At 65.2% G+C, this 20612-nt stretch carries 11 protein-coding genes (1 of these 11 cut by a window edge); 8 read left to right on the forward strand and 3 right to left on the reverse strand.

The genetic code is table 11. The features are described 5' to 3' along the window. The 3 genes from DJ563_RS06145 to DJ563_RS06155 all read left to right on the forward strand — a co-directional run. A protein-coding gene (locus DJ563_RS06145; protein ID WP_434519045.1) for an amino acid adenylation domain-containing protein crosses the window boundary here: on the forward strand, positions 1–9512 show its 3' portion. The gene continues 1810 nt to the left of window position 1, outside the view; the window shows 9512 of its 11322 coding nt (coding positions 1811–11322); the start codon falls outside the window, past its left edge; the stop codon is at positions 9510–9512. Positions 9513–9575: 63 nt separating this feature from the next. Then, on the forward strand, positions 9576–10733 hold the full coding sequence (gene macA / locus DJ563_RS06150; protein WP_186664591.1) for a macrolide transporter subunit MacA: 1158 nt from the start codon (positions 9576–9578) through the stop codon (positions 10731–10733). 2 nt (positions 10734–10735) lie between these two features. Further along, on the forward strand, positions 10736–12739 hold the full coding sequence (locus DJ563_RS06155) for a MacB family efflux pump subunit (protein WP_410926954.1): 2004 nt from the start codon (positions 10736–10738) through the stop codon (positions 12737–12739). A 65-nt stretch (positions 12740–12804) separates the two neighbouring features. Here DJ563_RS06155 and DJ563_RS06160 read toward each other — a convergent pair whose 3' ends face one another. Further along, positions 12805–13449, reverse strand: coding sequence for a helix-turn-helix transcriptional regulator (locus tag DJ563_RS06160; protein ID WP_274100692.1), 645 nt, complete (start codon positions 13447–13449; stop codon positions 12805–12807). A 220-nt stretch (positions 13450–13669) separates the two neighbouring features. Here DJ563_RS06160 and hisN point away from each other — a divergent pair, with 220 nt between their 5' ends. Both hisN and DJ563_RS06170 read left to right on the forward strand, forming a co-directional pair. After that, the gene (hisN, locus tag DJ563_RS06165) at positions 13670–14461 is read left to right on the forward strand and encodes a histidinol-phosphatase (protein WP_274100693.1); all 792 of its coding nucleotides are present in this window, start codon (positions 13670–13672) and stop codon (positions 14459–14461) included. Between the two features lie 111 nt (positions 14462–14572). Continuing rightward, positions 14573–15304, forward strand: coding sequence for a hypothetical protein (locus DJ563_RS06170; RefSeq protein WP_434519046.1), 732 nt, complete (start codon positions 14573–14575; stop codon positions 15302–15304). An 11-nt stretch (positions 15305–15315) separates the two neighbouring features. Here DJ563_RS06170 and DJ563_RS06175 read toward each other — a convergent pair whose 3' ends face one another. Together DJ563_RS06175 and DJ563_RS06180 are read right to left on the reverse strand one after the other, a co-directional pair. After that, positions 15316–16200 carry an alpha/beta hydrolase gene (locus DJ563_RS06175; protein ID WP_434519047.1) on the reverse strand — a complete coding sequence of 295 codons (885 nt, stop codon included), beginning with the start codon at positions 16198–16200 and terminating at the stop codon, positions 15316–15318. 84 nt (positions 16201–16284) lie between these two features. Next, a complete protein-coding gene (locus DJ563_RS06180; protein ID WP_274100218.1) occupies positions 16285–17247 on the reverse strand; it encodes a LysR family transcriptional regulator in 963 nt (320 codons plus the stop codon). Between the two features lie 355 nt (positions 17248–17602). On the opposite strand from DJ563_RS06180, the gene DJ563_RS06185 reads away from it, so the two are divergent. The 3 genes from DJ563_RS06185 to proX are packed head-to-tail and all read left to right on the forward strand — an operon-like array spanning position 17603 to position 20540. Continuing rightward, positions 17603–18481 (forward strand): quaternary amine ABC transporter ATP-binding protein, encoded by an 879-nt coding sequence (locus DJ563_RS06185; RefSeq protein WP_274099701.1) that lies wholly within the window; start codon positions 17603–17605, stop codon positions 18479–18481. 19 nt (positions 18482–18500) lie between these two features. Further along, a complete protein-coding gene (proW, locus tag DJ563_RS06190; RefSeq protein ID WP_274099702.1) occupies positions 18501–19454 on the forward strand; it encodes a glycine betaine/L-proline ABC transporter permease ProW in 954 nt (317 codons plus the stop codon). Positions 19455–19511: 57 nt separating this feature from the next. Next, the gene (gene proX / locus DJ563_RS06195; protein ID WP_274099703.1) at positions 19512–20540 is read left to right on the forward strand and encodes a glycine betaine/L-proline ABC transporter substrate-binding protein ProX; all 1029 of its coding nucleotides are present in this window, start codon (positions 19512–19514) and stop codon (positions 20538–20540) included. Positions 20541–20612 lie beyond the last annotated feature (72 nt).

A 20612-nucleotide genomic window follows, 5' to 3' on the forward strand; every position in this document is an offset into this window, starting at 1 on the left:
GCCTGGAGACGCTGGTTGGCCTGTTGGCTGTGCTCAAGGCAGGCGCGGGCTACGTGCCGGTAGACCCGGCCCATCCGGATGAGCGCGTGCACTACCTGCTCAGCGACAGCGGCCCGGTGGTGGTACTGACGCAACAGGCATTGCAGGCGCGCCTGGGGCCCGTCGAGGTGCCGGTGCTGCTGCTGGACCAGCCGGGCTGGCCCGCCTGCGACAGCAACCCCTTTGTGCCGGGCCTGGACGCGAGCAACCTGGCCTATGTGATCTACACCTCGGGTTCGACCGGCCAGCCCAAGGGGGTGATGGTCGAGCACCGCACAGTCAACAACCTGGTCGACTGGCATTGCCGCGCCTTCGACCTGTGCCCTGGTCGGCACACGTCTAGCCTGGCCGGCTTTGGTTTCGATGCCATGGCCTGGGAAGTCTGGCCGGCGTTGTGTGCCGGGGCCACGTTGCACCTGGCGCCAGCATCCCAGGGCAACGAAGACCTCGACGCCATGCTCGCCTGGTGGCAGGCACAACCGCTGGACGTCAGTTTCCTGCCCACGCCGGTGGCCGAATACGCCTTCAATCACCAGCTCGAACACCCGACTTTGCGCACTCTGTTGATCGGCGGCGACCGCCTGCGCCAGTTCAACCGCACCCAGCGCTTTGCCGTGGTCAACAATTACGGCCCCACTGAAACCACCGTGGTGGCCAGCTCTGGCGTGTTGGAGCCCGGCGCGGCGCTGCACATCGGCCGGCCGGTCGACAACGCGCGCCTGTATGTCCTCGACGCCCATCAGCAACCTGTCGCGCTGGGCGTGCCAGGGGAGCTGTACATTGGCGGTGCCGGGGTCGCCCGGGGCTACCTGAACCGCCCGGCATTGACCGCCGAGCGCTTCCTTGACGACCCCTTCGTCGCCACGGCCGGTGGGCGTATGTACCGCACGGGCGACCTGGTGCGCTGGTTGCCCGACGGCACCCTGGACTACCTGGGGCGCAACGACGACCAGGTCAAGATCCGCGGCGTACGCATCGAACTGGGCGAAATCGAAAGCCGCCTGAGCGCCTTGGCCGGCATCGACGAGGCGGTGGTGCTGGCCCGCGAGGACCAGCCCGGCCAGCCACGGCTGGTGGCTTACTTCACCACCCAGGCCGACGTCGAGCCGCTCACCCCCGAAGGCCTGCGTGCCCAGTTGCAGGCGCACTTGCCCGAATACATGGTGCCGGTGGCGTTTGTCGCGCTGCAGGCGTTGCCGCTGACCGCCAATGGCAAACTCGACCGCCGGGCATTGCCACAGCCTGACCGCTCGGCGTTGTTCGAACAGGGTTACGAGGCCCCCGAAGGCGAGCTGGAGCAGGCCCTGGCGCACGTGTGGGCCGAGCTGCTGCACGTCGAGCGGGTCGGCCGTCGCGACCATTTCTTCAGCCTTGGCGGCCATTCCTTGCTGGCCATGCGCATGGTCTCCCAAGTGCGCGTGCGCCTGGGCGTCGAGCTGAGCCTGAGTGAACTGTTCGCCAACCCGGAACTGGCCGCTGTCGCCGACGTGTTGGCCAAGGCCGTGCGCAGCGAGCTGCCGGCGATATGCCCGGTGCCGCGCGACGCGCCGCTGCCAATGTCGTTTGCCCAGCAGCGGTTGTGGTTTCTGGCGCAGATGGACGGCGGCAACCAGGCTTACAACGTGCCGCTGGCCCTGGGCCTGCGCGGGCCACTGGACGCCGATGCCCTCGAGACTGCATTGCTGCGGATCATCGAGCGCCACGAAACCTTGCGCAGCCGCTTCGTGCCGCGCGATGCCAGTGCCGAGGTGGTGTTTGCCGCCACAGCGGGTGGCGAGTGGTTCCAGCGCGAAGACATTGGCGCCGATGCCCTGCCAGCCCGCTTGCATGAAGCGGCCAGTGCGCCGTTCGACCTGGCCCACGGGCCGTTGCTGCGGGCGTGTCTGCTGCGCCTGGGCGCCGAGCATCATGTGTTGGCCTTGACCGTGCACCATATCGTCGCCGACGGCTGGTCGCTGGGTGTGCTCACGCACGAGTTGAGCGCGCTGTACACCGCCATCTGCCAGGGCCGGGATGAACCACTGCCGGCATTGGGCATTCAGTATGGCGATTACGCGGTGTGGCAGCGCCGCTGGCTGGCCGGCGCCCAGTTGCAGCGCCAGGCCGATTACTGGCGCCAGGCCCTGGACGGTGCGCCCAGCCTGCTCAAGCTACCTAGCGACCGCCCACGCCCCGAGCGCCAGGACTTTGCCGGGGCAAGCCTGCCGCTGCAGCTGGAGCCGCGCCTGGCGGCGGGCCTGCGCACCCTGGCCCAGCGTCATGGGGTGACGCTGTACATGGCCGTGCTCAGCGCCTGGGCTGGCGTGCTGTCGCGCTTGTCCGGCCAGGCTGAGGTGGTGATCGGTTGCCCTGTGGCGGGCCGCGGCCGTGCCGAGCTGGAGCCCTTGGTGGGTTTGTTCGTCAATACCCTGGCCCTGCGCATCGACACTGCAACGGCACCGACAGCGCACGCCCTGCTAGAGCAGGTGCGCGCGCGTGTACTGGACGCCCAGGCGCACCAGGACTTGCCGTTCGAACAGGTGGTGGAAATCGTCCACCCGCTGCGCAGCCTGGGCCATACGCCGTTGTTCCAGGCCACCCTGAACTGGCAGGCCACCGAGGGTGCCGCCTTGCAGTTGCCGGGCCTGCAACTGGAAGCCGTGGCCCAGGCTGGCCAGGTGGCCAAGTTCGACCTGACGCTGAACCTTGGCGAGCATGGCGACAACTTGCGTGGCAGCCTCGACTACGCCACTTCGCTGTTCGACGAAGCCACCGTGCGGCGCTATGTGGGCTACTTCGAAACGTTGATGTGGGCCATGATCGATAACGATCAACAGCCACTGTCGCAGGTGCAGCTGGTTGGCGACGCAGAACGCCAGGCCTTGCTGAATGGCTTCAATGCCACCCAGCGCGACTACCCTCGCGAATGTGCGGTGCAGCGCCTGTTCGAGCAGCGCGTGGCCCGCCACCCGCTGGCACTCGCGGCGGCGCATGGCGACCAGGCCGTGGACTACGCCACGCTCAACGAGCGCGCCAACCGCCTGGCGCATTACCTGATGGGCACCGGTGTGGCGCCGGGCGCCTGCGTTGCGGTGCTGTTGCCGCGCTCGTTGCAACTGCTGGTGGCGCAACTGGCAGTGCTCAAGTGTGGTGCGGTCTATGTACCGTTGGACATCCATGCCCCCGCCGATCGCCAGGCGTTCATGGTCGAGGACTGCCAGGCCGCCGCAGTGCTGACGCTTGCCGCTACGCCAGTCGATCTTGCGGTGCGGCGTGTGAACCTCGACCAACTGTCACTCGACGACCAGCCCGGCCACAACCCTGGGCTGGCCCAGGATGGCGGGAGCACGGCCTACGTGATGTACACCTCCGGTACCACCGGCACACCCAAGGGCGTTTGCGTCACGCACCGGGGCATCGCGCGGCTGGTGCTGAACGACAGCTTTGCCGAACTGACGGCGGGCGACCGTATCGCCTTCGCCTCCAACCCGGCGTTCGATGCCAGCACCCTGGAGGTCTGGGGCGCACTGCTCAACGGCGGGCAGGTGCGGGTGATCGATCACCACACGCTGGTCGACCCGCAGCGTTTCGCGGCGGCGCTGGTGGACCAAGGCATCACCGTACTGTTCCTGACCACGGCGCTGTTCAACCAGTACGTGCAACTGATCCCCGAGGCCTTGGCGCTGCTGCGCGTGTTGATCAGCGGCGGTGAGCGTGCAGAGCCCGCAGCCTTCCGTACGCTGCTGCAGAAGGCGCCTGGGTTGCGCCTGGTCAATGGCTACGGGCCGACCGAAACCACCACATTCGCGGTCACTTTCGAAGTGCATGAACTGGCGCCGAACGCGCCTCAGGTGCCGATTGGCCGGCCTATCGGCAACACCCAGGTGTATGTGCTGGACGCCTGGCAGCAACCCGTGCCGCAGGGGGTGGTCGGTGAGCTGTACATCGGCGGTGACGGTGTGGCCCTGGGCTACCTGAATCGCCCGGAACTGACGGCGCAACGTTTCATCGATGACCCGTTCAGCCAGCAACCCGGTGCCAGGCTGTACCGCACCGGAGACCTGGTGCGCTGGCAGCCGGACGGCCAACTGGAGTGCCTGGGGCGCAATGACGACCAGGTCAAGATCCGCGGCTACCGGATCGAGCTGGGTGAAATCGAGCAGCAGTTGGCCTTGGCACCGGGGGTTGGCGAGGTGGTGGTGATGGCCGTGCCTGGCGAACAGGGGCCGCTGCGGCTGGTGGCCTGGTTCACCCGGATCGAGGCAGCGCTGCAGGCCACAGAGCTGCGCGCGTTCCTGCGTGGCCGCTTGCCGGAATACATGGTGCCGAGCGCCTTTGTCGCGCTGCCACGGATGCCGCTGAACAACAACGGCAAGGTCGATCGCCAGGCCTTGCCGGCGCCGGGGCCCCAGGACCTTGCGCTGACGGCTTACGAGGCGCCCGAAGGCGAGCGCGAGCAGGCGTTGGCCACGCTGTGGGGCGAACTGCTGCAACTGCAGAGCGTCGGGCGTCAGGACCGCTTCTTCGAATTGGGGGGCCATTCGTTGCTGGCGATGCGCATGGTGGCCCAGGTTCGCCAACGCCTGGGCCTTGAGCTGGCCCTGGGTGATCTGTTCGCCGATGACAGCCTGGCGGCGGTTGCGGCGCGCCTTGCCCATGACGGCAATGCGTTGCCGGCTATCCAGCCGGGCCCACGCCAGGGTGCCTTGCCGCTGTCGTTCGCCCAGCAGCGGCTGTGGTTTTTGGCGCAGATGGAGGAAGCCAGTGCGGCCTATCACATTCCGCTGGCCCTGCGCTTGCAGGGCCGCCTGGACTGCGCGGCGCTGGAGCGGGCCTTGCGGCGCCTGGTCGAGCGCCATGAGAGTTTGCGCAGCCATTTTGTGGAGCGGGACGGCGAGCCGCAGGTGGTATTGGCCAGCGGCAGCGATGGCTTCCAGCTTGGCTGGGAAATCTGCAATGGGCTGGATGAGCTAGCGCAGGCAGCGCTGATTCGCGAGGAGGCCGGCCGACCCTTCGCCCTGGCCAGGGACTTGCCGGTGCGGGCGCGCATGCTGCAGCTCGCCCCGGACCACCATGTGCTGTTGCTGACCTTGCATCACCTGGTGGCCGATGGCTGGTCGCTGGCGGTGTTGGTACGCGAGCTTGGCGCGCTGTACCAAGCCTTCGGCAGCGGTGGCGACGACCCGTTGCCAGCCTTGCCTGTGCAGTACATCGACTATGCCCTGTGGCAGCGGCGCTGGCTGAGCGGCGATGCGCTGCGCCAGCAGGCCGATTACTGGGTCGGCCAGTTGGCCGGGGCACCGGCGCTGATCAGCCTGCCTTGGGACCACCCACGGCCCGAGCGCCAGCAATATGCCGGTGACAGCGTCGCGGTGTGCCTGGAGCCGCGCTTGAGCCGCGACCTGAAAGCGCTGTGCCGGCGTCATGGCGTGACGCCTTACATGCTGTTCATGGCGGCCTGGGCGGTGCTGTTGAGCCGGCTGGCTGGCCAGGACGAAGTGGTGATCGGCTCGCCCGTGGCCAACCGCAGGCAAGCGGAAGTGGATGGCCTGGTCGGCATGTTCGTGAACGCCATGGCGTTGCGCGTGCAGACTTCGGATGCACCGGATGTCGCCACGTTGCTGGCCAGGGTCAAGGCCGTGGTGCTGGCCGGGCAGGCGCACCAGGACCTGCCGTTCGAGCAGGTGGTCGAACTGTTGCGCCCACGCCGCAGCCTGGCGCATACGCCGCTCTACCAGGCCACCCTGGACTGGGAGGCCAGCCCGGAGCGGCAGGCGCTGCAGTTGGCCGACCTGACGGTGAGCGCAGTGGGTGGGTCGGCATGCATTGCCAAGTTCGACCTGAGCCTGAGCCTGGGCGAGTCTGGTGATGGCTTTGCTGGCGGTATCGTCTACGCGACAGCCCTGTTCGAGCGGGCCACCATCGAGCGTTATGCGGGGTATCTCGAACAGTTACTGTGGACCTTCGCTGAAAGTGATCGGGCCATCCCGGCCCATACCGGGTTGCCCGATGCCGCTGAGCGCAAGCGGTTGCTGCAGGGCTTCAATGACACGGCGGTGGCTTACGAGCTTGAGCAGACCCTGCACGGGCTGATCGAGGCGCAGGTGGTGCGCACGCCAGATGCGGTTGCAGTGCGGGCCGAGGAAGGCTCGCTCAGCTACCGCGAGTTGAATGAACAGGCCAACCGCCTGGCGCATCACCTGATCGCGTTGGGCGTGAAGCCTGATGATCGGGTGGCGATCTGCGTCGAACGTGGTCTGTCGATGGTGGTCGGCCTGCTGGCCATCCTCAAGGCAGGCGGCGCTTATGTGCCTGTGGACCCGGATTACCCGACCGAACGCGTGCGCCACATGCTGAGCGACAGCGCGCCGGTGGCGGTGCTCGTGCATAGCGCTACGCGCCGCGTACCGGAGGCGGCCCAGCTTATTGATCTGGACCAGCCAACCTGGAATGCGCAGCCTTCCAGCAACCCCGTAGTTTCTGCGTTGACCCCGCGTCATCTGGCTTACGTGATCTACACCTCAGGCTCCACCGGCTTGCCGAAAGGCGTGATGAACGAGCACGCCGGTGTGGTCAACCGACTGCTGTGGATGCAGGACGCCTACAACCTCGGCGCAGACGATGTGGTCTTGCAAAAGACCCCATTCAGCTTCGACGTGTCGGTGTGGGAATTCCTCTGGCCGCTGCAAACCGGCGCACGCCTGGTCATGGCTCGCCCCGGCGGCCATCGCGATCCTGAGTACCTACGCCAGGTGATCCGCAGCGAAGGCGTCACCACCTTGCACTTCGTGCCATCGATGCTGGATGTGTTCCTGGCCCACGGCGACGCTTCGGCAGATCGCCTCAAGCGTGTGCTGTGCAGCGGCGAAGCCCTGCCGGGCAGTCTGGTACGGCGCTTCCACGCGCAACTGCCAACAGTCGAGTTGCATAACCTGTACGGGCCGACCGAAGCGGCGGTGGATGTCAGCGCCTGGCATTGCGTGACGGCGCCGGACAACACCCCGATCGGCAAACCCATCGCCAACACCACGCTGTACGTGCTCGATACGCTGGGCCAGCCGGTACCGCAAGGTGTCGCTGGCGAGCTGTTCATCGGCGGCGTGCAAGTCGCCCGTGGCTACCTCAACCGCGCCGAGCTGACCGCCGAACGCTTCATCGACGACCCGTTCAGCACTCGCCCCGGCGCACGCCTGTACCGCACCGGCGACCTGGCGCGGCACCTGGTCGACGGCAATATCGAGTACCTGGGCCGCAACGACGACCAGGTGAAAATCCATGGCCTGCGCATCGAGCTGGGTGAAATCCAGGCCGGCCTGACGCGGATAGAGGGGATCAAGGAAGCCGTGGTGATCGCTCGCGAACAGCAGCTGCTCGCGTACTACACGGGCCAATTCCACCCGGTGGAGGCGCTGCGCTCGTCGTTGCTCGGGCACCTGCCGACGTTCATGGTGCCCGCGCTGTTCATGCACCTGCCGGCGCTACCGCTAAGCCCCAACGGCAAGCTCGACCGCAAGGCCTTGCCGCTGCCAGACGCCGAAGCCCTGCAAAACCGCGAATACCAAGCCCCCGAAGGCGACACCGAAACCCTGTTGGCGAAGCTATGGACCGACCTGCTGGGCGTGGAGCGGGTAGGCCGCCACGACAACTTCTTCGAACTGGGCGGCCATTCCCTGGCCGCGATCCGGCTGGTCGACAAGATCACCAAGGCGGGTTTGCAAGTGGCCATCAACGATGTGTTTCAGCAGCCCAGCGTCGCCTTGCTGGCGGCGCGGCTGGGCAACCGGGATGCCGCGCCGCGTGGTGTGATCACGGTGCGGGCCCGCGGTACGCAGACGCCGCTGTTCCTGGTTCACGAATTCACCGGCCTGGACTTCTACTTCCCGGTGCTGGCCCAGCACCTGCCCGGTGACTTCGCTATCTACGGACTGCCCGGCGTACCGGGTGACCGCCCACAACCGCGCACCCTGGAGTGCCTGGCCCGCTACCACATCGAGCAGATGCGCAGCGTACAGCCGCAAGGGCCGTACCGCCTGGCCGGCTGGTCGTTCGGTGGGGTACTGGCCTTCGAGATCGCCAACCAGTTGCTGGGTGCGGACGAGCCGGTCGAGTTCCTGGGCTTGATCGACACCTATGTGCCGCGCCTGGCCGACCAGGGCAAGGCGCGCTGGGAGGGGCCGCGTGCACTGGAGCGGCAGTTGCTGGCCAACTGCAGCCTGTTCTGGCGCACGCAGGGCCCGGCAGGCGCCGACAAGCTGGCGCGGCTGCAGCACCTGGAAGCCGGGGAGGCCGAATTTGCCGCCCTGGTAGCCAGTTGCCGCGAACATCAGCTGCTGTATGGGCTGTGGGCGAGCATGACGGATGCGCAACTGCAGCACTACTTCACCCGCGAACTGGCGCACGGCCGAGCATTGGCGCATTACCGCCCTGCGCCGCTGAGTGTACCGGTGCACCTGCTGCGCGCCGAGCAGGGCAGCGACAGCCTGTCGGCCCTGGGTTGGGGCGAGACGCTGCCGACTCAGGCGCTGGTCGCCCTGGGCGTACCGGGCGACCACCGCAGCGTGATGCAGGCGCCCCATGTGGCCGCGCTGGGGCAGGTGCTCGGGCAGGCGTTGGGCGTGGTGCCTAACGCCGAGGTGGCGGCTTATCAGCCGTTGGTAGCGATCCAGACCGGTCAGGCTGGGCACGCGCCGGTGTTCTGCGTGCCGGGGGCCGGCGACAGCGTCACCAGCTTCATTGGCCTGGCCGAAGCGCTGGGGCCGGACTGGCCGCTGTATGGCTTGCAGGCCCGCGGGCTGGATGGCTGCTCGGTGCCGCACAGCACGGTGGAAGCCGCTGCCGATTGCCATGTGCTGGCGATCGAGGCGCTGTACCCGCAGGGGCCGTTGAACCTGGTCGGGCATTCGTTCGGGGGATGGGTGGCACATGCCATCGCCGCCAGGTTGCAAGCCAAGGGGCGGCAGGTGCGCTCATTGACGCTGATCGACAGCGAGGCCCCGGGCGAGGGTGGTACCTGTGGCCAGCCCTACACCTTCGGCGAAGCGTTGCAGCGGCTGATCGACGCGCTGCAGCTTTCCACTGGCAAAACGCTGGGCATCGACCCAGGTGCATTTGCCGACGCCAGCGACGATCAACAGCTGAGCCAACTGCACGCAGCCATGGTCCGGGTCGGCTTGATGCCGGCACGGTCGCGGCCCGCTGCGCTGGACGGCACCGTGCGCACCTTCGCCACGGCATTGCGCACGGCCTACCGGCCAACGCTGGCCTACAGCGGCGCGGTCGGGCTGGTATTGGTGGACGACCCGGGCCTGGATGCCTTGGGCAATGCGCGCGAGCATGCCGCCATGCAGGCCGGCTGGCAGCAACTGATGCCGAAGCTGGCGCTGTGGCAGGGGCCGGGTGACCACTTCAGCATCCTCAAGGTGCCGGACGTGTTCAGCCTGGCAGCCTGGTGGCACGACGGGCAGGCGCTGCAGCACGGCAAGGTTACCCCGTAATGATCGGCCTCCCCGACCCCGCTGGGGTCGGGTTATGCGAATCCCGAGAGAAAGTGAGTGTTCATGGAAAAGTCCAGATTCCGCAAATTCGGCCTCGGCATCGCCGTGGCCCTGGTGGCCGGCATCACGCTGTATGCCATCCAGGCCCCGGCCAAGCCGCCGCAGTACATCACCGCCACGGTCGAGCGTGGCGATATCGAGAACGCCGTGCTGGCCACCGGCACGCTGGAGGGCATCAAGCAGGTGGACGTCGGTGCCCAGGTTTCGGGCCAGCTCAGGTCGCTGAAGGTCAAGCTGGGCGACAAGGTCAGCGAGGGCCAGTGGCTGGCCGAGATCGACCCGCTGGTGCTGCGCAACACCTTGCGCCAGGCCGAAGTCGACGAGGACAAGCTGCAGGCCGAACGGCGTTCGACCCTGGCCCAGCTCAAGCAGGCCCGGCGGGTGTATGAGCGTTATCGCGAACTGCAGGCCGACGAGTCGGTGTCGCGCCAGGACTTCGAGAATGCCGAGTCGGAGTACGAAGTGCAGCAGGCCGCCGTGCGCTCGCTCGATGCGCAGATCCAAAGTGCCCGGGTCGAAATCGACACCGCCAAGGTCAACCTGGGTTACACCCGCATCAATGCGCCGATCAACGGCCATGTGGTGGGCATCGTCACCCAGGAAGGGCAGACCGTGATCGCCAACCAACTGGCCCCGGTGCTGCTCAAACTGGCCGACCTCGACACCATGACCGTGAAGGCGCAGGTGTCCGAAGCCGATGTGATCCACATCAGCCCCGGCCAGCAGGTGTACTTCACCATCCTGGGCGAAGACAAACGCTACTACGCCAAGCTGCGCGGCACCGAGCCTGCCCCGCAGAACTACGCGCAAAGCTCCGACAACAGCGATGGCAGCGCCGCCAAACCCAATGGTGCGGTGTTCTACAACGCGCTGTTCGAAGTGCCGAACCCCGAGCATCGCCTGCGCATCTCGATGACGGCCCAGGTGCATATCGTCCTCGACACCGCCCAAGGGGTGCTGACCGTGCCGGTGGCAGCGCTGGGCGCACGCAATGGCGACGGCAGCTTCCCGGTGCGGGTGCTCGATGCCAAGGGCTTTGCCCAGGTGCGCAACGTGCAGGCGGGGATCAACAACAACGTCAAGGTACAGGTGAAGGACGGCCTGGCCGAAGGTGATCGGGTGGTGATTGGTGAGCCGGTGTCCGGCGAAGCAGGGGCGTGAGCATGAACATGAATGTCGAGCTGAGCGCGCCCCTGGCCGTGGCCAACGGCAACGGCGAACCGTTATTGCGCCTGCAGGGCGTCAGCCGCAGCTTCCTGGCGGGCGACCGCGAGTTCCTGGCACTCAAGGGCATCGACCTGCAGATTCACAGTGGCGAGCTGGTGGCGATCATCGGCGCATCAGGCTCGGGCAAGTCGACCTTGATGAACATCCTCGGCTGCCTGGACAACGCCAGCAGCGGCAGCTACCAGGTTGGCGGGCAGGAGACCCGCACGCTGGGCGATGATGCCCTGGCAGCGCTGCGCCGCGACCACTTCGGTTTCATCTTCCAGCGCTACCACCTGCTGCCGCACCTGGATGCCCTGCACAACGTCGAGATCCCTGCGGTGTATGCCGGCACCCCACAAGGGCAGCGTCACACGCGGGCACGTGAGTTGCTCACGCGTCTGGGCCTTGTAGGGCACCTGGGGCACCGCCCCAGCCAGCTTTCCGGGGGGCAGCAGCAGCGGGTGAGTATCTGCCGGGCGCTGATGAACGGCGGCCAGGTGATCCTCGCCGATGAGCCGACCGGTGCGCTGGACACTGCCAGTGGCAAGGAGGTGATGAACATCCTGCTGGAGCTGCACGCGGCCGGGCACACGGTAATCCTGGTCACCCACGACCCCAAGGTCGCCGCCCATGCCGAACGGATCATCGAGGTCAGCGACGGGCAGATTGTCAGCGACCGGCGCACCGGCACGGCGGCCGTGCCCACCCCGGCCGCGGAGCCGCCACGGGCCGTCGAACCTGCCCGGCGCCTGGTGGCCAGCCTGGGGATGTTCCGCGAGGCCTTCAAGATGGCCTGGATCGCCTTGATCTCGCACCGCATGCGCACCTTGCTGACCATGCTCGGGATCGTCATCGGCATCACCTCGGTGGTGTCCATCTCGGCCATCGGCGAGGGCGCCAAGGGCTATGTGCTCAAGGACATCCAGGCGATCGGCAGCAACACCATCGATATCTATTCGGGCAGCAACTTCGGTGACAGCCGGGCCAAGACCATCGAGACCCTGGTGCCGGCCGACGTGACCGCGCTCAACGCGCTGTACTACGTTGACAGTGCCACCCCGGTGATCGGCCAGAGCACCTTGGTGCGCTACCGCAACCTGGACGTCGACGTGCAGCTCAATGGCGTCAGCGAACACTACTTCCAGGTGCGCAACATACCCCTGGCTGCAGGCATCGTGTTCAGTGCCGACGACGCCCGGCGCCAGGCACAGGTGGTGGTGATCGACCACAACACCCGCAAGCGGCTGTTCGGCCCCCATGTCGACCCGCTCGGGCAGGTGATCCTGGTAGGCAACCTGCCGTGCACGGTGATCGGCGTCACGGCCGAGAACAAGAACCTGTTCGTCGCCAGCAACCAGCTGAACATCTGGGTGCCCTACGAGACCGCCGCTGGCCGCGTACTCGGCCAGCGCCATCTGGACAGCATCAGCGTGCGCATCAAGGACGGCGTGCCGAGCAAGCGGGTGGAGGAGGAGGTGACCAAGCTGATGCTGCAACGGCACGGCACCAAGGACTTCTTTACCAACAACCTCGACAGCATCATGCAGACGGTGCAGAAGACCAGCCGCTCGCTGACCCTGCTGCTGTCGCTGATTGCCGTGATCTCGCTGGTGGTCGGGGGTATCGGGGTGATGAACATCATGCTGGTGTCGGTGACCGAACGCACCCGGGAAATCGGTATTCGCATGGCGGTGGGGGCGCGGCAGTCGGATATCCGCCAGCAGTTTCTGGTAGAGGCGGTGATGGTCTGCCTGTTTGGCGGGGTGGTTGGCATTGGCTTGTCGTACGGGATCGGCTATCTGTTCGAGTTGTTCGTCAAGCAGTGGGAGATGGTGTTCTCGCCGGCCTCGATTGTGATGGCGTTTGCCTGTTCGACCTTGATTGGCGTGTTGTTCGGGTTTGTGCCGGCACGTAATGCTGCGCGGCTTGATCCGATCGAGGCGCTGGCGCGGGATTGAGTTTTGCCTTGTCCGGCCTCTTCGCGGGCTTGCCCCGCGAAGAGGCCGTGACAGGCAACACATGATCAATCGGCGGTATACATCCAGCGCATCAACGAATGCCGCCCGCTGATCCCCAGCTTGATCGCCGCCCGGCGCAAATAGCTCTCGACGGTATTCACCTTCAAGGCCAACCGCTCGGCCTGCTCCGGGGCGGTATGCCCGGCCAGCAGGCCAAGGCACACCTGGCACTCACGTTCTGACAACTTCAGCCCCGATTGCCCCAGGCGGTCGGTAAAGCGCTGCTCAAGGCTCTCCTGGGTGGTGCGCTCTGGGGCGGGTTGCAAGGCATTGATGTGCTTCTCCAGCATCGGCAACAGCAGCGGCGAGATATCGTCCAGGCGGTTGCGTTCGAAGGCCGAAAACCCGTAGGTCGAGTCAGCGCGCAGTACATGGATCTCATAGCGCGAATCGCCTTTGCGGCGGATCAGGTGCAAGCGCGAAGGGTCGCTGAAATCCCTGGCGGGCGGCTCGTCCGAGGAAAACACCGTCTCGTCGATCAGGGTGGCGTGGCTGTCATAGCCGGCGGGTGCCATTGGCAACAGGCGTATGTGCGTGGCATCGATGGTCAGGTGGGCCTGGATCAGGTCGTGCAGCATGCGCGGGAACTGGCGGCTGCCGGTGCTGGCAATCACTTTGCCAATTTGCGGGTAGAGCAGGTGCGAATTCATCGTGTCATCCATGAGGTTCGGTGGTGCAGATCCCCGTCTGTCTGCCGGCCCGCGTCCTGGGCCGCATTCGGGAGGTGATGGGTATCCTAGTACAACGTTTGGGTGACGGTTAAATGAAGTGGCGATAATGTCATAATAGTGGCCTCTGTTGCTGGGCGGCTGGTGCGGCGCGGCTTGTCGGGTATGATGCTGGCCCCACTATCTTCAAGAGGCCCGCCCCATGTCCCTGAGTGCTGAACAGATCGTCGAATACCGCGCCTTTGCCGAGCAGCTGGCTGATGCCGCCGCGCTGGCGATCAAGCCGTATTTTCGCGCCAGCCTGGACGTCGAGGACAAGGGCGGGCGCTTGTACGACCCGGTGACGGTGGCCGACAAGGCGGCCGAAGACGCCATGCGCGAACTGATCCAAGCCCGCTACCCCGAGCACGGCATTCTGGGTGAAGAGCAGGGCGTGGCGGTGGGGACCAGCCCGCTGACCTGGGTGCTCGACCCGATCGACGGCACCCGCGCCTTCATCACCGGCTTGCCGCTGTGGGGCACGTTGATTGCCTTGAACGACGGTGTACGCCCGGTCGTAGGCGTGATGAACCAGCCCTTCACCGGCGAACGCTTCGTCGGCACCCCGCAAGGTGCCTGGAGCAGTGGCACCCCGCTGAAGACCCGCGCCTGCGCCGACCTGGCCTCGGCCACGCTGATGTGCACCACGCCGGACATGTTCGACACCGCCGAACGCAAGGCGGCCTTCGAGGCGGTTGCCGGCAAGGCCCGGCTGATGCGTTATGGTGGTGACTGCTATGCGTACTGCATGCTGGCTTCGGGCTTTGTCGATGTGATCGTCGAAGCCAGCCTGCAGCCGTATGACGTGCAGGCATTGATGCCGATCATCGAAGGGGCGGGCGGGGTGATCACGGCTTGGGACGGCAGCTCGGCGCAGCATGGCGGCTGTGTGGTGGCGTGTGGTGACCCGGAACTGCATGCGCAGATGGTGGAGATGCTGCGCCACGCCCTGTAAGTTCCGATAGCCAGTTACCGCAACCATCGCACTTTTTCCGGTTTGTGCGCTCTATGCTTGGCCAGGCCGCGCTGATCCCCGGTGCGGCCGCCGAATATCGACCCGGTGCCGATGGTTGCAAGCCCTTTCAAAACCCTCCCTGGCCTGCTGCTGGCAGGCGCCTTGACCTGCCTGTGTGCCTGCACCCAGGAGCAGGGCCGTGACATCGTCAGCCAGTTTGGCAACGGCAAGCCCAGCGAGCTGTTCCAGACCAGTGTCGACCGCCTGGCGACGCTGTCCATGCGCGACAACCTGCAAAGCCTGTACCTGCTGATGAACAAGCTGTACCTGCGCAACCCGAACCAGTGGAAGATGTCCGGCTACGTCGATGCCGCCACGGCCGAGCGGCAGATCCGCATCGCCATCGAGCAGCGCCAACCCTTGTCGCAGTTGGGCAATCGGCGCGACCTTGCGGCCCTGAGTTACGCCCTGAGCCCGGAGTTTCGTGGCGATCGGGTCGGTGCGTTCATCTACGCCATCGGCAGCATGTTGATCACCGCCCATGGCGGGCGCTCCGAGTTCTACATGACCGACACCATCGACCCGCTGTTCGTCAACAACGCGGCGCGCAATATCGAGAAGGCCACCTGGATGCTCAGCCAGCGCCAGGATGCCAATGGCGTGCTGTTGCTGTTCTCCAACGAGATTTCGGAGGAGGGCAGCAACCTGAGTTTCGCCGTCGAGTTCGGCAAGATCGTCGCGCGCCTGGATTTGCTCGCAGAGCTGCTGGATGAGCGCTATCGGCGGATCGGGCTCAACTATGCGCAAAGCCTGTTGCTGATGAATTTTTTGCCGGTGCAGTGAATGCCCTGCCTTCACAACAACGCCTGAATCGCCCGCCGATAACGTTGCCCTGCAAGGCTCATGCTGTTGTTGTGGGTAGCCCCCGGCACCAGCAACAAGGTCTTCGGCTCTTGCGCCGCGTCGAACAGCTGTCGGCTGAACCGCGAGGGTACAAAGCGATCGTCCAGCCCGTGTACCAGCAGCAACGGCAGGCCTACGTCCTTGATCTTGTCTAGCGAATCGAATTTTTGCGACATCAGCCAACGCACGGGCAGGGTGGTATCGGCAACAGCCGCAGCGACGTCGCCCAGGGAGGTGAAGGTGGATTCGAGTATCAAACCCCGGGCGGGGGGCGGGCTGCCGTCCTTGTGTGCTTGCCGTGCAAGCGCCGTGGCCAGCTCGACCGCGACCGCGCCCCCCAGGGAGTGGCCGAAGATCAACCGCTTGTTGGCATCAGGTTGCAGCTGGGCGAAGCGTGCCCAGGCGATCTGCGCATCTTCGTACACCGTCGCCTCGGAGGGCAGGCCGCCACGGCTCTGGCCAAAGCCGCGGTAATCCACGGCCAGCACCGAATAGCCCATGGCATGCAACTGCTCGATGCGGAACAATTGCCCGGTAAGGTTCCAGCGCACGCCGTGCAGGTACAGGATTGCAGGCGCATCGGCGCGTTTAGCCGGCCACCACCAGGCGTGCAGGCTCTGGTTTTCGGTGAAACTGTGCGGGCGCAGGTCAAGTTCCTGCACCCCGCTGGGCAGCCCGCGGAACCAGCTGGCCTGGCCCGGCTCAATGCGGAACACCAGCTCGCGCTCCTTGTGTTGCAGAACGGCGCAGCCGGTGGGGAGGCCGATGACCAGCAGGGTGGCGCACAGCCAGGTGAGCCAGCGGCGGCGCAGGTGGGTAAGGAAGAAGGTAGGCATGGCGCGGTTGTACCAGATGCATGGGGTTGGATGTCGGGAAAAACGCCGAGCGGTAGCTGCGCCCTTGCGCGACGCAAGGCCGCTCTACAACAGCGGCTGGAACGCTGACAGCAGCCAATCGCGCAGGCGTCGGCAGCTGGGCTCATGTTCCTTGTCTTCGTTGAAGGCCAGGAAGTGGAAGGTGTCCTTGAGCTCCAATTGCTGCGCCACCGGCCGCACCAGCAACCCTTGGGCAACGAGCGGGGCCACCAGATGGTGCCAGCCCAGCGCCACCCCCTGGCTGCCCAAGGCAAGCTGCACCAGCAGGTTGTAGTCATTGGCATTGAAGAAATGCGGCGCTGTGCTGGCGCGGCTTTTCAGGTCGACATCATGGAACGCCAGCCAGACGTTCCAGTCCACGTGTTCGGCTACCTGCGAGCGGCCATAAGGGCTGAGGTTGAGCAGCGAGCCATCGCGAATGCCTTCCAGGGTGGCCAGCTGCGGGTGCTGGGCCAGGTAGTGCGGGCTGCACACCGGGTAGATCAGGTCATGGTTGAGCGGGTGGCAGCTATAGCCCGCCTGGATCTTGCCCAGCTTGGTGATGTAGATGTCCGGCCGCACCCCAGGCTCCATCGACAAAAAGTTCTGGGTGGTCACCAGGTTGATGTCGATATCCGGGTTCTCATCGAAGAACTTCGGCATCCGTGGCCCCAGCCACAAGGCGGCAAACGCCGGTGAGCAGCAAAGGGTGACCACGTGTTTGGTGTTGGTGTTGCTGCGGATTCGCTCGGCCGCCTGGGCGATGTTGACGAACGATAACTGCACCGCATCGAAGAAGATCGACCCGGCCACGGTCAGCTCCACCGCGCGGCCGACCCGGGTGAAGAGTTCGGCACCCAGGTAGGTCTCCAGCTCGCGGATCTGCCGGCTTACCGCCGCCTGGGTCACGCACAGCGCTTCGGCGGCACGGGTGAAGTTCTGGTATTTGGCGGCCGCGACGAACACTTTGACCGCGCGCAGCGAAGGCATCTTGAGCAGGGTCTGATCGGGTTCGGAGTGTCTGACCATGGTGCTGGGGTGGGGTCCTTCGTCTAGCCAAGGCCCTCACTCTAGCCTTTGCGCACCCTGCGGTAAATGCACAAGCGCTCTGCCACCGGGGCTGCCGCCCAATTGATAACTTCAGGTAATGGTTAGCGCCCTGCAAATGTCGTTGGACCCGCTCTGGAGCTAGGCATAACGTGAAATACCGGCGCGACATTGAGACATCGATGTCGAATAACTTTTTGAAGCAGGACTTTCTGCGTGCCGGTTTTGACTCACGTTCGAGTGTGAACGAACTGCCAAGCGTACTCGCACTGATCTACCCGCCTTATTGAAAGTGCGAAGTTGATAGATTGGTTATAAGCATAATAAAGAGGGTCGTATGAGCCATGCCGATGAGATTCTTTCGGTAAACAACATCTTCAAAGTGTTCGGCCCCAACCCGAACATGGCCATGGAGATGCTCCGCAAGGGCGCCGACAAGAACGAAATCTTCAGCAAGACCGGCCACGTCGTCGGCGTGTTCGATGCAAGCTTTTCCGTCAAGCGTGGCGAAATCTTCGTCATCATGGGCCTGTCAGGCTCGGGCAAGTCGACCATGGTGCGGCTGTTCAACCGCCTGATCGAACCCACCTCTGGCAGCATCCACCTCAATGGCCGTGAAATCACCGGGCTGTCCGATAAAGCCTTGCTTGATGTGCGCCGCAAGGAAATGGGCATGGTGTTCCAGTCCTTTGCCTTGATGCCGCACATGAGCGTGCTGCAGAACACGGCCTTTGGCCTGGAAATCGCCGGCGTCGGCGAAGCCGAGCGCCACAGCCGTGCTCGCGAAGCGCTGAGCCAGGTTGGCCTGGCCGGCCACGAGCACAGCTACCCGCACCAGCTTTCCGGTGGCATGCAACAACGGGTAGGGCTGGCCCGCGCACTGGCCAACGACCCGACCATCCTGCTGATGGACGAAGCCTTCTCGGCCCTCGACCCGTTGATCCGCAGCGAGATGCAGGGCGAACTGATGCGCCTGCAGGCCGAACAGCAGCGCACCATCATCTTCATTTCCCACGACATCGAAGAGGCCATCCGCATTGGCCACCGCATCGCGATCATGGAGGGCGGCCGGGTGGTGCAGATCGGCACGCCGCAAGCGCTGATCGACCAGCCGGCCAACGACTATGTGCGCGCGTTCTTCAAGACCTTCAATAGCCGCTGCCAGTGCGCCAGCCTGGCAAACAGCGCGCCGTTGCAGTCCCTGAGCCGCCACTGAACCTACGCGAGGTTGTCCCATGTCCGAATTCAGCCTGCTCGACCCGTTCCAGGCGGCCACCATCCCCCTGGGTGACTGGGTCACCGCCACCCTCAACTTCCTTGTGCACAACTTCCGCGAGGTGTTCCGCGCCATTCGCTGGCCGATCGACCAGGTGCTCAATGGCATCGAGTTCACCCTGCAGAGCATTCCACCCACCATTGGCATCCTGCTGTCGTCGTTGCTCGGCTGGCAGCTGGCCGGCAAGCGCATGGCGCTGCTGTGCTTTGTCACCCTGACCCTGCTCGGTTTGATTGGCGTCTGGTCGGAGTCGATGACCACCCTGGCACTGGTGCTCACTTCGGTGTTCTTCTGCGCGGTGATCGGTATTCCGCTGGGCATCGTCTGCGCCCGCAGCAACCGCCTGGAAAGTATCATTCGCCCGCTGCTCGATGCCATGCAGACGCTGCCGGCGTTCGTCTACCTGGTGCCGGTGGTGATGCTGTTCGGCATCGGCAACGTGCCAGGCGTTCTGGTGACCATCGTCTTCGCCTTGCCACCGCTGGTACGCCTGACCAACCTGGGCATCCGCCAGGTGCCGGAAGACAAGATCGAAGCCGCCCGCGCCTTTGGCTGCACGCCGCGGCAGATGTTGACCCGGGTGCAGCTGCCGCTGGCCACCTCGACCATCATGGCCGGGCTCAACCAGACCCTGATGCTGTCGCTGTCGATGGTGGTGATCGCCTCGATGATCTCGGTCGGCGGCCTGGGCCAGATGGTGCTGCGCGGCATCGGCCGGCTGGACATGGGCCTGGCCACGGTCGGTGGCGTCGGGCTGGTGCTGCTGGCGATCTTCCTCGACCGCCTGACCCAGGCCATGGGCGCGCGCAGCAGCGCCGACCCGAGCCTGCGCTGGTACCACACCGGGCCCGTGGGCGTGGTGCTGCGCCTCTTCGGTGCAGGGCAAGCTGCAGGGCGGCGCAAGACCGCCTGATACAACCCTATTCGACCTGCCGCACACGCTATAAAAACCACAAGAAGGTACGCGACAATGTTGGAATCCATGTTCTCCCGCAGCATCCTGCAAGGCGCCAGTGCCTTGGCCCTGGTCATCGCCTCGCTGTGCGCCAACGCTTCGGCCGACCAGCCGGGCGAGGGCGTGAAGGTGACGCCGATCTTCCCCTCCATTGCCGAGGAGCGCTTCCGTGGCGAGGTGGCCATGGAGGGCCTGCGCGAACTGGGCTACAAGGTCCAGGAACCCAAGGAAACCGAATACGGCGTGATGATGGTGGCGCTGGCCAACGGCGATGCCGACTTCACCGTGCACCTGTGGGACAAGCTGCACGACAAGTTCTACCAGCAGGCCGGTGGCAATGACGTGATGGTCAAGGCCGGCGACATCATGCCGGGCGTGCTGCAGGGCTACCTGATCGACAAGAAGACCGCTGAGCAGTACCACATCAAGTACATCACCGACCTTAAAAAGCCGGAGATCGCCAAGTTGTTCGACACCGACGGCGACGGCAAGGCCAACCTCACCGGCTGCAACCCCGGCTGGGGCTGCGAGCTGGTCATCGCCCACCACATGAAGGCCTACGGCCTGGGCGATAGTGTGCACGTGGACCAGGGCTCGTACTTTGCGCTGATGGCCGACACCATCACCCGCTACAAGGAAGGCAAGCCGATCCTGTACTTCACCTGGGTGCCACAGTGGATTTCCACCGTGCTGGTCGAGGGCAAGGACGTGGTCTGGCTGGAAGTGCCGAAGACCGACCTGCCCGATGGCAACAACTCGGTCGACACGATGTACAAGGGCAAGAACCTGGGCTTTGCGGTCGACAAGGTCGAGGCTGTGATGAACAAGGAGTTTGCCGAAGAGAACCCGGCGGCCACCAAGTTCCTGTCACTGATGCAGATCACCACGGCTGACGAGAGCGCGCAGAACCTGAAGATGCAGCAGGGCGAGAAGAAGCCTGCCGACATCACCCGGCATGCCAAGGAGTGGGTGGCGGCGCACCGTCAGCAGTTCGATGAATGGCTGCAGGCGTCGCGCGCAGCGGCGACCCAGGCCAGCAAGTAACCTGGTCCATCGGTGTTGGCTTCATCGCGGGCTCACCTGCGATGAAGGGCACCGCGATTTTCGCAGTAGAGT

This window comes from Pseudomonas sp. NFX1 (genome assembly GCF_051123555.1).
GTDB classification, from domain to species: Bacteria; Pseudomonadota; Gammaproteobacteria; order Pseudomonadales; family Pseudomonadaceae; genus Aquipseudomonas; species Aquipseudomonas capeferrum.